We start from the raw sequence: 14,685 nt of genomic DNA on the forward strand, positions 1-14,685 counted from the left end.
ATCATGTGAATACTACTATATATTCTAGTTTATTTAATAAGGACCAACCCTTAAAAAAACCATCTTTATATATAGATTTACCTACACACCTTGCACCATTAGGGTTAATTGATTTTTGTGTACGATTAGGCTTAGAATCCAATGAAATTGATTTTGATTTATTTGAATCAGCCAATCAAAACTATTCAATGATATTTTATCCGCATCATACAACATACATGATGAAAAAGAATTCTACTTTCATTGTTTATTATGAAACAGAGGAAACATTATCAGACTTGCTAAGGGATTTAGCCAGTGAAGGTATTACGAATAGTAATGAAACAGCATCATCTACCTACTATAATAGCTTATGTCACCTTTGGTCAGCCTATGGTACAGGTGAAAAGGATGAAGCACATCCCTTACAGCATTTAAGCGTACAAATTAATGTACAGCTAGACATTAAGAGCCATGCTATGTTAAAAGAAATTTGTTATCTTGGACTTCGCTTAGGTTTGTATTCAACTTCAGTTTCATTTCCTGTAGTGACTCAGGATGAACGTCATTTAGCGATCGCCATTAAGCATGGAACGAAAAATAGGATGGAGCTTGTTGATCAAAATACAATTCATATTTTGGGAACGAAAGAAAGTCTACCAACTACTCTTCATTCGATTGCTAAAGAAAAGCATTTTTCCGAAGGTGGTTTACTTGGTATTTGGGAATTCAATGAAAAACAAGTTAATGAAGCGCAACTTTTATATGAAGAATCATGGCAAGACCAATCCGAAGCATCGTATATAATTAGTGCACTTCAAGAAGAAAAAGAACTATTAGTAGATGCAGAAATTTATATGACTGCAATAAAGGACAATCGAGATCGATATGGTTTAGATTTGTCTAAAAAATTTCCTAAATTAAAGTCGATTAAAGTGCGCTCTGCATTTAAAACAGGATTATATTGGATTTTAGAGGAAGTTCTCCCTTCTGTTCAAAATCCCTTTACACAGGTGAAAATTATTTGCAAGGATGGCAGTAAGAAAAAAGGATTAGAACAACGGAATAGATGGATCATGGAACTGTATCCAATTGATGAATTAATCGAATTACAGTATGGAGTACCAAAAGAAAATGTGCAATTTGAAATTTCATGTACACAACAGCATGTTTATAGCGTTTATGTAGATGATTTATTAGTAGCTGTACTAAATCCCCTTATTAGCGAATTAGATTACGTCGATAACAATAAAAAAACATACCCAACAACAGCGGGCTATCGATTATTTAAAGATGAGGATATTATTCAAGAAAAAGCCGTGTTGTCTGATCGGGAGCGTTTTTATAAATATTATATTAATGATTATTTACCACGTATGGAGAAAAAATTATCAATTGATAAAAGTAATGTCAACCAAGGACAACTCTTTCCATTATTTGATAGAATTGAAATTGACTTTACTTCTTCGGGAATTGAAGAAGAGCTACCTGTTAAACAAGAAGCTAACTCATCATTCGAGGCATTGTATGAAGATTTATATTTTAATACTCTCGATTACTTTATTACATTAGGTAATCAAATGGTTAATAGACCATTTAAAGCACCTGGAGGAGTTATTCCATATATTCATAGGCAGGAAGATATTTATGACCCTATTTATAGTTTTGTAAAGGTGTATCAATGGCATGAAAGAGAATGCACAGACTGCATAACTAAGCGAATTGTTTTTGATGAAACTGGTCAATTTGATCGTGCAGATATTTATGTAGGAACTACGCACAAAGTAGTCACTGTGAAGCAGCAATTAAAAAATAAAATAATTGATGCTTATCAATTAACGAGCAAATACAAAAATTTTCCTGAAGTTAAGATAAATTATGCCGATTTATCCTATAAGGGGAATTTGATTCCTTTTTTTGAAGTTACAGAACCTATTACAAGTGAATATTTCTCTGGATTAAAGAAATCGAATGAAAAGCATACTATTATTTTTGAAGCAGGACATCATCCTAATGAAGTATCTAGTACACCCGCTATTTTAGAGTTAATGGAGGATGTTATACGTCAGCAGCCTGAGCTATTAAAGAAAATTAATTTTATCGTCATTCCTCTAGCAAACCCAGATGGCTATGAGATTATGAAAATGTTGACACAAGAGCATCCAAAATGGAAGCATCATGCTGCGAGATATAATGCAGTAGGGTTAGAATTTGCTCATGTGAAATTTCAAAAAAGTGTATTTGGAGAGGCCAATATTTTACCAATTATATTAAAAAAATGGGCACCGGATGTTATGATTGACGATCATGGAATTCCTGCACGAGAATGGGTACAGCCTTTTGCAGGATATGCTTGCCCACCGATATTTCCTGTCTCCTACACGTTACCAAGCGCAAAGATATATGGAATTGGTCGCTATGCAGATAGTGAGACAAAGGAGATTCAGGCTAAAAATTTAGAGCATATAGCTGAAAAAGTGAATGCTATTTTTGAAGGGACAACCTTCGCTCAAGATAATGCCTACTGGCGCGATCGATATTATAAATATGGTACGAAATGGGAACCTCAAAAGTATCCAATTGAAGAAATGGCTAATATAAATTTTTACCGAAGCATGGAAGTGACACCAACATATTCATCTGTTAGTATTTTGCGTTACCCTCAATGGGTGGCACTAGATATAATTTCTGAAGTGGCAGATGAAATTGTATATGATGAGGAATTAAATTCATGTATTCAGGCTCATAAGCTTTTCAATCAAGCTATTATTCAAGCTACAGTATCTGCACTAGTGAATAAAAAAAATAAAAATGGATGGCCGATAAAGCAACGTCCTATAGAAATTTAGGTGAATAACATGACAAAAATACTATTAACAGGATTTGTACCATTTCTTGATTATAAAATTAATCCAACCATGCAAATTGTAGAAGCACTAAGTAACAAAGAAATGCATGGTTACGAAATAGTTGGACGTATATTGTCGGTAGATTTTCAGCAATCTGCCGATCAATTGAAACAGTATATTGATGAAGTAAAACCACAGATGATCATTTCTTTAGGATTAGCTGGTGGACGGTATAAAATTACACCTGAACGAATTGCCATTAATGTAAAAGATGGTGAGCCAGATAATAACGGATATACACCAGTTGATGAAAGTATTTATGAGAATGGTGCAGATGCCTATCTAACAAATTTACCTATTCGCAATATGGTGAATCGTTTACAAAAAGAGGGCTTTCCAGCAGAAATCTCAAATACAGCAGGTACCTATCTATGCAATAATATTATGTATGAGGGACTAGCTTATGCAAAACAGAATGAAGGAGTTAAAGCGGGATTCATCCATATTCCTGCATCATTTGAATTGGCAATCCAGCATGGTAAAATACCAGGTTGGAACATCCAGGATTTAATAACATGCATTAAACTCTGTATTGAGGAGACAATTCGTGCAGCGAAAAATTGATTTTCCTCATACTATGTGGATTAGCCAACACACAATTCGTTTTGCTTTTAGGGAGGAAATATCACAAGAAAATTTTCAGGCAGTCCAACAATTCAACCGTTTCTTGAAAAAACATCTACAACAAAACCTTATTGAAAGTGTCGCTAGCTATCATACGGTTACAGCCTATCTTAAGCAAACGAAAGATTCGATAGATATTAATTTTTTACAAAAGCAATGGCTTATCATGCAAGTTGCTACTAAAGATAATGAAGTAATAAGTCGCAAATTGCAAATTCCGATTTGCTATGATGAGGAATTTGCTTTGGATATGGATTGTGTGATGAATTATACAGGTTTATCTTTTGAGGACATAAAAAAAATACACATGTCTAAATCATATAGTGTCTATTTAATTGGATTTTTACCCGGATTTCCTTATTTAGGGGATTTAGACAAAGCGTTGTTTGTGCCACGTTTAAGAAAGCCACGTAGCTCTGTATCCGCAAGCTCTGTTGGAATAGGCGGCTTACAGACAGGGATTTATCCACTTGATTCTCCAGGGGGATGGAATATTATAGGTAAGACACCTCTCAATTTATTTGATATACATGGGAAAGAAATTTTTATTTTTTCTCTAGGAGATCAAGTCCAATTTTATGAGATAACAAAACAGGAGTTTTATGAAATAAAAAGTAAAGGAGTGTAGCAATTGAAGCCACTTCTTATAGTAAAAAAGCAAGGTGTATATGGAAGTCTGCAAGACAAAGGGAGATATGGCTATCGTGAGTATGGTATTCCTCTTTCTGGACCTATGGATAAAGTGTCCTTCCAAGCAGCGCATTATATTTTAAATAACGAAAAAAACCAAACGACATTTGAAATGTTTATAGGCGGTTTTGAATTTGAAGCGATCGATGATGGAATCTATGTCTTGACTGGGGCCAAATGTAGGTGTTTATTGAATGGTGTCCCAATCGAAATGTGGAAAACCTTTCAATTAACGAAGGGAGATGTTTTGTCCATAAAAAGTGTAAGTCACGGATCTGTTGTCTACCTTACACCTAAAGGGGGCTTTCAAATAGAACCAATACTTGGCAGTAGTTCATGCTTTCCCCTTGTAGGTGAAGCTATTAATGAAGGTAGTATTCTATATGGAAAGAACGCAGAACCCTTACATTATACTAGGGGACTATATGCTCCTTTCCGTCCCATATTTAAATCCGACATTACTGTAAGAATCTTTAAAGGTCCTCATTTTGAGCTATTTACAGAAGAGAGTCAACAACAATTCTTGCAGGTTGCCTTTCAGTTTTCGGGTGGGAATCGAATGGGCTATTATTTAAAAGGTTCGATACTTAAGCTTAAAAAAATGAAAGATATCTTTTCAGAGGCCACACAGTTTGGAACAATTCAGGTGCCACAAAATGGTGAGCCTATTATCTTAATGGCAGATGCCCAGACAGTAGGTGGGTATCCAATCATTGCCACAATCCATGAGGAGGATTTACATAAAGTTGCCCAGATGCGCATGTTTAATACGATAAAATTTGTACTAATGGAGGAAGATGTATGTCCATAGATATAAATTGTGATATGGGAGAAAGTAATGATGTTTTGAAAGATCAAGCAATTTTAGACTATGTTACGTCCATTAATATCGCTTGCGGCTACCATGCTGGTAATCATACAATCATGCATCAGACAGTACGAAACGCTATCCGTAAAAATGTTCATATTGGTGCACATCCTGGATATCCTGATGTCAAGGGCTTTGGTCGACGAGATATGGATTTTAGTGCAGAGGAAATCTACAATATGGTTGTCTATCAAGTAGGGGCTTTGCAAGCATTTGTTACAGTTGAAAAGGGTTCACTCCATCATGTGAAGCCACATGGAGCGCTCTATAATCAGAGTGCAAATAATATTGAAAAGGCCACCGCAATTGTCAATGCTATCTATGATGTAAATCCAACCTTTATTTTATATTGCTTATCTGGAAGTAAAATGGTAGAAATTGCGAAGAATAAGGGCTTACAAGTTTATGAAGAGGTTTTTTCTGACCGTAATTATAATGATGATGGTACATTAGTAAGTAGACAAGAATCGAATGCATTGATTCAAACAGAAGCTGAAATGCTTGAACATGTCAAAGGAATTTTGATGTCGAATGAAGTGATGTCAGTACAACAAAAGAAAATCAACATTTCGGCTCAAACTTTATGTATACATGGAGACGGCCCATATGCTCTGGATTATGCAAAAAAAATCTATGAGTTAAAATGTCAGATCAAATAACTATAAAAGTGGATGCCCTAAAAACCTATATTTTTAGAGCATCCATTTTTAGTTAAGGAACTAAATAACCGTTACTAATTCAACAGCTTCAATAATAATTGGAGTACCAGCAGAAATAGCGCCTGTAACAGTATTAAACGTTAATTCTATTGCAGAAACTGTATAAGAATCATCTTCCTGAAGTACACCATTAATATATAAATTATAGTATCCATTTGTTACGATTGGAAAAGTAGTTGCCATACTACCGCTATCATTTAAAAATGAAGTAGCGGCAATAGTTGTTCCATCTACAATTGCTAATGGTGTAGCTAAAATATTAAAAAATCGTGTTGAAGTGCCTGAAACATTCACATTGATATTAATAATGGAAAGCGCCACGTCTATTCACCTCCTTCCAAAGGATATTAGGTCGTTTGGTTTATAAAACCGAGCGATTCGATGATAATAGGCGTTCCCCTATAGATGGTTGCATTATCAGCATTTAGGACTAAGGAGGCTGGGGTTATAGTATAAATCCCGCCCTCTTGCATGACACCATTAATAAAAAAATTGACGTACCCAATTGGTTGAAAAATTGTAAATGCAGTTACTTGGTTTCCATTATCGTCCCAAAATAGATTAGCGTTTAATGTAGCTCCATTTGTCAGATAAATATCAGCTGTAACAATATAAAAATATCTATTCACTATTGGAAGAATCGTTCCACTAGGAATAATGACTGGAGGTGTAATGGAAGACGCTGTACTAGCTTTTATTCGGGGCCATACAAATCGATCTTCACAGCCACATTCACATGTTTGTTCAATTTTCTGGTAATACCCATTGTTGACCATATGTTAATCCCTTCATTTAGTTATTGATGCCCCTATATCTACTATTTAGTTCATACAGCAAAAATAGAAGTGCTTGAAATCATTACATTCCCTTTAAAATATGAAATAAATTCTAAGTGTTTTTGTTAAGCATCCTAATATCGATGGTTAAACATGCCTGTGTTGACGAATATTACGTCTGAAACCTTGATATATATGCTTTTTAAAGTAAATTAGTGTTATACTTTGCTTGTCGAATAAGGTAGAATACTAAATATGAATAATTTATCTTCATGACGAACACCATTGAATGAAGATCAAGCCTCTGGCGGATGTCGTAGACTTTAAATGAAGTGTTTTGTGCTCTCACAATTCAAAACCGGACGGCATTGTTGAAAGCGCCAAGGCGAAATTGATTAAAAATAAAGGGGATATTGGTTTTATGAATGATTTTGATCAGCAATTGGAGGGGCTGTTAAAACAAGCAGCGTTACAATACATAATATATCAGCATAATGGCGATACAGAGCGTATGGATAAAACCTCACTTTTTGCACGGAAATTACAGCAAAAAGAGTATGTTATTGGATTTGCAGGCCATTTCTCTGCAGGAAAGTCGAGTATGATTAATGCACTTTCTGGTGAAAATTTACTTGCATCTAGCCCGATTCCAACGAGCGCTAATATAGTAAAGGTCCATAAATCAGAGGAAGATTATGCGATTGTCTATATGCACAATGAAAAGCCTGTCAAGTTTGAAGCAGGCTATGATTTTAAAACTGTGAAAGAACTAAGTAAAAATGGGGATCTAGTATCTCAAATTGAAATCGGGCACAGTGCATCGACATTACCATTCGGTGTCACAGTGATGGATACACCAGGAGTGGACTCCACAGATGATGCACACCGTATGTCTACAGAGTCAGCTCTTCATATTGCTGATATCGTATTTTATACAATGGACTACAATCACGTGCAATCTGAATTAAATTTCCAATTTACAAAGCAGTTGATGAAGTACAATCCAAATGTTTATTTAATCGTTAATATGATTGATAAGCATAAGGAAAATGAATTAAGCTTTGAGGAATTTAAAGCTACTGTCCATCAATCATTTGCCGCTTGGGGAGTTATTCCTAAAGGTGTGTTTTTCACTTCTTTAAGAGAGCCTGAGCACCCTCACAATGATTTTGAGGCTGTGAAGAAAATTGTGATGGATAGTATGAATGATTGGCAGGATCAGCTTGTACTAACTGCAACAAATACACTGCGTTTATTACAAAGCGAGCATGACACTTATTTAATGGAAGAAAGACAGGATCGTTTAGAAATAGATGAAGATGTATTAAGTGCGGATGACTGGGCAAACCATAAGGACATTTTAGAGCAATATAATAAGCTTAACCGTCAAGTGGAGTTATTTTCCGTAGAGGCATGGAATGAGACATTTGAAGAGGAGCGTAAGGAGTTACTTGCAAATGCAGCCATTATGCCTGCCGATTTACGAGATAAATTACGTTTGTATTTAGAGAGCCAGCAGGAAGGTTTTAAGGTAGGTGGCTTATTTACGGCTAAGAAAAAAACGGAAGAAGAACGAAATCGCCGTAAAGAAGATGCCTATAATGCCTATCAAAATGTAGCACATGCACAAATTACAGGCCATTTAAGGGCCTTAATGAAAAAGGTTTTAAAGGATGTTGGTGCACTAAATGAAGAGCGAGCTTCAGCAATTGATGCCTATCCATTTGCTTTACCATTTTCACTGATTGAACAGCAGGTGCAAGTAGGTGCTTTATTAACAGGAGATGCCGTATTAAACTTTGCTAATCGTGTAGCGGAGGCAACAAAGCGCTACTTTATTCAAGAATCAGATCAATGGAAGGATGCACAAGCAACATTATTAGAGTCAGTAGCAACAGAAACAGCGGCACCATCTAAATTAAAAATGGCAGGAATGCAGGCAAAGGTAAATGCTATTCAGGCTGTGCTTGAAATTGAAGGCTACCAGCAATATAGTGCAAGTGTTATGCACCAGGCGAGCAATGAAATTCGTAAACAAGCGAATCAGCAACTGACAAACTGGGACAACGCATTCAAGCAGGATTTAGCAGAAATTCGATTATTCGATGAAACGATGCTGAAGCCAAAAGAGCAAGCTGTTCAACAAGAAGAGGTACAGCAAGCTGTGAGTACAACAAGTCTTCCAATTGAAGGTGTTATTAAACGAGCTTTGCATACAGCGAACGCCGTAAAAGAGGTTCAGGGCTTTGCCGAAGTAGCAAGTTACTTAGAGAATAAGGTAGAGCGATTGCAAAAGAAAGATTTTACCATCGCATTGTTTGGCGCATTTAGTGCAGGGAAATCCTCATTCTCGAATGCCTTAATGGGTGCAAAGGTTTTACCGGTTTCACCAAACCCTACAACTGCGGCTATTAATAAAATACGTCCTGTAACTCCAGACCATCCACATGAAACAGCTGACGTACAGCTAAAAAATGCTGAGCAAATGCTAGAGGATATAAAAGGCTCCTATGCAGCAATCGGACTTTCTGTTTCCTCATTGGAAGAAGCCTTTAACCGTGCGGATGAAGGACTTGCTGTGCAGCTTTCTGATGAGCGTTTAAATGTCCATAAATCATTTATTCGTGCATATAAAGAAGGGTTCCCAACATTTAAATCTGAACTTGGCAAAGTGTTACGTGTTAACCGAGAAGAGTTTGAAAAATTTGTTGCGCAAGAAAACAAATCATGTTTTGTTGATAATATTGATTTTTATTATGATAGTCCACTAACACGCATGGGTGTTACACTAGTTGATACGCCTGGAGCCGACTCTATTAATGCACGGCATACAGGTGTTGCGTTTGAGTATATCCGAAATGCTGATGCAATCTTGTTTATTACTTATTACAATCATGCCTTTGCAAAAGCAGACCGTGAATTTTTAATTCAGCTTGGTCGTGTAAAAGATGCGTTCGAGCTAGATAAGATGTTCTTTATTGTTAATGCCATTGATTTGGCAACAACAGAGGAAGAACAAGAGGATGTAAAGGGCTATGTACGTTCAGAATTGCAGCGCTTTGGCATACGCTTCCCTCGACTTTACGGTGTTTCCAGTTTGTTGGCGTTAAAGGAAAAAGTTGAAGAAGCTGAATTATCCTCTGGTATGCCACCATTTGAGGACGCTTTCTATACCTTTTTAAATGATGAGTTAAGTGCATTAGCGGTGCAGGCACTTGCAGAGGAAGTTGATAAAACGGAGCAACGTTTGGGCGATTTAATTGCGCAAACTGAGGAAAACTTAAAGCGCAAGGATGAACGTTTAGAGGAATTAACAACACTTGAACAGCATATCAAATCCAAGTTCAATACACTTAATACAAGTATGGTAGAAAGTGAAACAAAGCAAGAGCTGGATGAATTATTATACTATGTTCTACAACGCGTATACTATCGTTATCCAGAGTTCTTTAAAGAAGGCTATAATCCTTCAACATTTGCAGCAATGCCAGCACAGCAAGCATTGGAGCATGCTTTAAAGGAAGTTTTACAAAGCTTACGATTTGATTTCACACAAGAAATGCGTGTCACGAACTTCCGTTTATCACAATTTATCAGTAAGAAGATGCAATTGCGCTTTAAGGACGAAGTACGTGAGTTAAAAGAATTAAACCGTAGCTTCTCATTTTTAGCCTTTGAGGCAGCTGAGCCAGATTTACTTGATTTTGAGGGGCCGTTTACTGATAATGCAAAATATTCAAGCGTAAAAACGCACTTCCGTAATGCTAAAGCATTCTTTGAGAAAAATGAAAAGGTAAAATTAAGTGAGGCGTTAGAGGCCTTAACAAAGCCGGATGCACAAAATTATCTGGATGCCCAGAAAGTATCATTAATGACATGGGCCATTTCCTACATTGCTGAGGAAGCGGAGAGATTACGTCTGCATATTTACCATCAGGCACTTGAGCAAATTGCTACAGAAAGACTTGTACTGCAAGAAGAAAGTCGATTGGCTTCTTGGAAAACGATTTACGCGCAATTACAATACGCATGAGGTGATTCGTATGGGGAAAGTATTTAAATCAGTAGAGGAAATTCCATTAGAGGGTGTTCGTTTTGTAGATGCTCGCTTTGATTTACAAGATAGTGAAGCGGGAAGAAAAGCATTTGATGAAGGTCATGCACCAGGTGCTATTTATATTCACCTTGAGCAGGATTTATCGGATATGGAGTCTGACAATGGCCGTCATCCAATGCCAAACAAAGAAAAGCTATCAGCCGTTTTTCAAGGATTAGGATTAAGCTATGATGATCAGATTATCGTATATGATCAAGGGGCTGCACCATTTGCAGCAAGAGCATGGTGGATGCTAACATACGCTGGTTTTCCAAATGTAGTCATTGCCAATGGAGGTGCACCAGCCCTTGAGAAAAAGATAACCTTCACCAAGGATATTATTAAATACCCGCCAACTACGATTGAGTTTGACTGGCAGGAAGAACGCTATGCGCCACGTGAAGCAGTAAAAGCGATTGTAGATGGAGAGGTAGAGGCAACATTATTGGATGCTCGTGCAGCAGCTCGTTATCGGGGAGAGGTGGAGCCGTTAGATAAAGTAGCAGGACATATACCAACGGCCAAAAACTTTGACTGGGAGCAATTGAAATCAGAAGGTCAATTGCATGCTAATGATAGCCTTCGAGGTATAGTGTCACCTGACGAGCATGTTGTGGTCTATTGTGGAAGTGGCGTGACGGCATCGCCTTTATATGCTGTCCTAGCTGATGAAGGCTACGAAAATATTCAATTATATGTTGGAAGCTATAGTGATTGGATTACCCAATATGATATCGAGAAGGGTACAAATGAATAAATGATGGAAAAAGCGCTCACGATGGTGGGCGTTTTTTTATGTAGATTTAGGGAAGGGTATTCTTTCAACAGGAAGGGGTGTATAGCATAATTTTCTCAGTTACTCAATTACTATTGGTGGCTGCACATTTCTTCAAAGAAATTATGCGATACATCTGATTAGACGTGACTTTAATATATAGAAAAAGAGATGCATGACGATGAAAAGTATTATTTTTACCTAAATGGGCATTTTGCATAGATCCATTACTCAAGTACACATATAGATAACAAGACAATACCATTAGGAGGCTAAAAGAATGAATAAAAATCTTCTACTTACGTTAATGAATAAGGTTATAAGGGTGGATCGGGGAGGACCTGAATCACGTATAGGGAAGTTAATGGCTGCTGAAGACGATCATTTTGTATTATTAACAGAAAAAGATGGGATTGTTTACTACAAAACACAGCACATTAAAAGCATTACTCTTAACTCAAGAGATGGTATGGAATTTAGTGTTGAAGATCCAGCCGCAGATTCATACTTACTTGCACCCGATTTTAAAACAGTAGTAAGTAGCCTACGACACCATTGGGTTAAAGTGAATCGTGGTGGTCCAGAAATGTTAGAAGGAATAATGGATGAAGTTTCGGACGATTATATTACTATCTTTTCTAAAGAAGAAATTATTCGTCTAGCAATGTATCATGTTCGAAATATTAGTTTAGGAACGACTAGTGAAAAAAATGATGCAGAAAAGAAAGAACAAGGAAAGACTAATGAAAATAACAAAAATGAGGCAAATGATGGCGATGAAAGTTCAAATAATAAGACAGGAAACAAAGATATGCAAAATAATGAAAAGGCAATGAATAACAGAGGAAGAAATGTGAGGAATAATAGAAGAAGGTAATAATTTTGTATAATAAATTATTTATATAAAGTTACCTGAGTATTATGAAAGTTTCTGTGTATCCCCGTGTTCAGTTAAGGCTATCACACTGAGCTTGCTGACCTGGTGATTAAGATTGAAAGTAAACGTGTGCTTTCAAGCTTAATCACCAGGGAAATGGGGACTTTAGTAGTTTTTTCATTGCTCCGTTTTAAACGCTATTATTTAATTGTAGGTGGAGCTCGTTGTATTAATGGACAAGTTGATTTTTCCAATCTTGCATTTCGAAGTGTTTAAAACCTTTGTGTGGGAAATCTGATCGGTATTCAAATGACCGAAACATAACCTCTAAGTAAAGGTTATCTTTACTTACACATGACGAAATTTGAATGCCCAACTCCTATAGCGAACCTAGCTTTCGCTAATCATGTACCGTTCTAATTGGTTTCTTGGATTAGATTCTAGATTTAACGAGCTAATCATTTTTCCACGTCATCCTCACTAATGCCTTTTTAAGCAGTAGTAATGTAGCAGCTTCCACAAGCCTTATCCTTCTTTTGTATCTCTTTTTCCAATTGCTTTTCCTTCATTTGGCCATCCTTCAAACCGTAATACTCCGCCACCCCTAGCTCTTTCATCGCAAATGCTTCCATCGAGAATTAAAAACTTGTTTTGTTATTCCATTTATCACTATTTTGCCAATTACCGTTTTACGACAACTATCAAACAGAGGGAAATTAGATAAAGGGAACGAAAAAACAATAGCTTTACTCATGACAAAGCCATTATTGACATCATGTCCTACTTTAAAAATTGTGATTTACATAGCAACAAAGAAACATACTCAGAAAAAGAGACTTAGAAGAATCTACTTTTCTGAGTACATAAAACTTACACTTGATGAACAGTTTGAATATGAGAAAGGTTAAAATAAATGGAATCAGATTTTCCATTTTGTATCTCAATAATTTGATCTTTCACACTAATTACTCTACCTATATGGGAATATTCTTTTCCAAGATTTAATACAACCAGTTGATTTCTGAGTTGGTCAATTTGGGACTCGAATGTATTGTTTAGTGATTGATTCTTAATAGGCAACAGACTAGAAAACTCATTTTTACTTAGTCCATAAGGAAACTGATCCTTTGAATATGGAATGAGCCATTTCAAATGTTTTGTTAAAATGAACATTGTTTTGTAAATGGGAGACTCAAATACAAAATAATCATTCATAACAGACGCTATAACCCCATGTAGCGCATGGTTTCTTGTTACCAAAATCTCCACATGTACCCCTTTTGCATGTGAAAGTATATTTGTAAGGGTTAGATCATTATTAGATACTTGAGAAGTAAATATCGGTCTTTCTGAAGGTTCCTGAACGTTATCTTCATTGTCATAATCTATTTCTAAAGTTTGAATATGATCGATGGGTAAATAGACAAACATTTTTCCATCATAAATCACAATAATATCACTACTCGAATCAATTACTGAACCTTTCAGTATTTTTCCGCCCGAGAGACCAATTACAACAATTTCTTTATTTAGATTTCGCAATAACATAATCAAAATTACCTCGCTTTCTATTCAATACTCAAACTATCACTAAAAACTAACTGAATAAGTTAACCATTAAGCTAACTGAGATGACAAAATGTTAACCCCATTTTGGCTTTTCCATACTTTTTTAAATAAAAAATAAACATCAACTTTATTGTTGCAAGGGGGCAATAAGTATCAATAATGTACCTGATGCCTCCTTCACTTACATTTGCGAGACATTTCAACTTGTAAATATCTACATTCATAATCGCAACGTACATCATCTTGGTTAGAAATTAGTCCAATGAATATTTTACAATCAACACAACACAACTTATTCATGTCAAATTGCTTTTATGTCGATATTTTTTGAAGAATTTCATTGTACTAAAAGCGCATCGTAAAATGACATTCATGCTCTAGATGCATTTGTAAACACCAATTAGAAAATTATGTAATAAAATATAACGATAGAATACTTTTGTAGGTATTTAATACTTCTTTTTGCCGACCGGTGATACAAAAGATTACTATGGTAATTAAAATTTTTATATGATTTTACTCTTGTTTTTTATACATATTTCGACAAAATTTTTTCTGAATTTTCAAGAGGAAATACCTATAAAGGGAAAAATTTTTTGATATGTCGAAGATGGTCGTTCTTTTCAGTGGGTGCGAAAGCGAAGCGACAGCAACACGAACAACAACAACAACACACGACTGAGTAACCAACATCATGTTGCTGCCGCTACGTTAACACTACGCTTTCGCATAAAAAACATTTGTTGGCCCAAAGCTCCTGGGCGGATGTCCCGGATTTTCAAAGGAATGAACAAAAGGGTGTT

Annotated in this window: 12 protein-coding genes; 8 read left to right on the plus strand and 4 right to left on the minus strand. The window is 36.0% G+C overall.

What is annotated here, in order from left to right; translation table 11 throughout:
- The first annotated feature begins 5 nt into the window (after nt 1-5).
- The 5 genes from AC2CGN_RS04835 to AC2CGN_RS04855 are packed head-to-tail and all read left to right on the plus strand — an operon-like array spanning nt 6 to nt 5,729.
- Nucleotides 6-2,828 (plus strand): M14 family metallopeptidase, encoded by a 2,823-nt coding sequence (locus tag AC2CGN_RS04835; protein ID WP_484512454.1) that lies wholly within the window; start codon nt 6-8, stop codon nt 2,826-2,828.
- A 9-nt stretch (nt 2,829-2,837) separates the two neighbouring features.
- Nucleotides 2,838-3,452 carry a pyroglutamyl-peptidase I gene (locus tag AC2CGN_RS04840; RefSeq protein ID WP_283871740.1) on the plus strand — a complete coding sequence of 205 codons (615 nt, stop codon included), beginning with the start codon at nt 2,838-2,840 and terminating at the stop codon, nt 3,450-3,452.
- Complete coding sequence (gene pxpB / locus AC2CGN_RS04845; RefSeq protein WP_429981241.1) at nt 3,436-4,140, plus strand: 5-oxoprolinase subunit PxpB; 705 nt, start codon at nt 3,436-3,438, stop codon at nt 4,138-4,140. The genes AC2CGN_RS04840 and pxpB overlap by 17 nt, the downstream gene beginning before the upstream one ends.
- A 3-nt stretch (nt 4,141-4,143) precedes the next feature.
- Nucleotides 4,144-5,013 carry a 5-oxoprolinase subunit C family protein gene (locus tag AC2CGN_RS04850; protein ID WP_429981242.1) on the plus strand — a complete coding sequence of 290 codons (870 nt, stop codon included), beginning with the start codon at nt 4,144-4,146 and terminating at the stop codon, nt 5,011-5,013.
- Nucleotides 5,004-5,729 (plus strand): 5-oxoprolinase subunit PxpA, encoded by a 726-nt coding sequence (locus AC2CGN_RS04855; protein ID WP_429981243.1) that lies wholly within the window; start codon nt 5,004-5,006, stop codon nt 5,727-5,729. Before AC2CGN_RS04850 ends, AC2CGN_RS04855 begins: the two co-directional genes overlap by 10 nt.
- Before the next feature lie 60 nt (nt 5,730-5,789).
- Here the strand turns inward: AC2CGN_RS04855 and AC2CGN_RS04860 are convergent, their stop codons facing one another.
- Entirely contained in the window at nt 5,790-6,110 is a 321-nt protein-coding gene (locus AC2CGN_RS04860) for a DUF4183 domain-containing protein (protein ID WP_484512458.1), read from the minus strand.
- A gap of 26 nt (nt 6,111-6,136) precedes the next feature.
- Nucleotides 6,137-6,565: a DUF4183 domain-containing protein gene (locus tag AC2CGN_RS04865; RefSeq protein ID WP_484512460.1), complete on the minus strand. Its 429-nt coding sequence runs from the start codon at nt 6,563-6,565 to the stop codon at nt 6,137-6,139.
- A gap of 421 nt (nt 6,566-6,986) precedes the next feature.
- Between AC2CGN_RS04865 and AC2CGN_RS04870 the strand changes: the two genes are divergently transcribed.
- From AC2CGN_RS04870 to AC2CGN_RS04880, 3 genes are all read left to right on the plus strand, one after another.
- On the plus strand, nt 6,987-10,598 hold the full coding sequence (locus AC2CGN_RS04870; RefSeq protein ID WP_484512462.1) for a dynamin family protein: 3,612 nt from the start codon (nt 6,987-6,989) through the stop codon (nt 10,596-10,598).
- 10 nt (nt 10,599-10,608) lie between these two features.
- Nucleotides 10,609-11,418, plus strand: coding sequence for a sulfurtransferase (locus AC2CGN_RS04875; protein ID WP_484512464.1), 810 nt, complete (start codon nt 10,609-10,611; stop codon nt 11,416-11,418).
- A 298-nt stretch (nt 11,419-11,716) separates the two neighbouring features.
- Nucleotides 11,717-12,313, plus strand: a complete 597-nt coding sequence (locus AC2CGN_RS04880; protein WP_484512466.1) for a hypothetical protein — start codon at nt 11,717-11,719, stop codon at nt 12,311-12,313.
- A gap of 491 nt (nt 12,314-12,804) precedes the next feature.
- On the opposite strand, the gene AC2CGN_RS04885 is transcribed toward AC2CGN_RS04880, so the two are convergent.
- Nucleotides 12,805-12,945 (minus strand): hypothetical protein, encoded by a 141-nt coding sequence (locus AC2CGN_RS04885; protein WP_484512468.1) that lies wholly within the window; start codon nt 12,943-12,945, stop codon nt 12,805-12,807.
- A 238-nt stretch (nt 12,946-13,183) separates the two neighbouring features.
- Nucleotides 13,184-13,861: a DUF2642 domain-containing protein gene (locus tag AC2CGN_RS04890; RefSeq protein WP_429981249.1), complete on the minus strand. Its 678-nt coding sequence runs from the start codon at nt 13,859-13,861 to the stop codon at nt 13,184-13,186.
- Nucleotides 13,862-14,685 lie beyond the last annotated feature (824 nt).

The sequence above is a fragment of the Lysinibacillus sp. DFXJR4 genome, assembly GCF_057196045.1.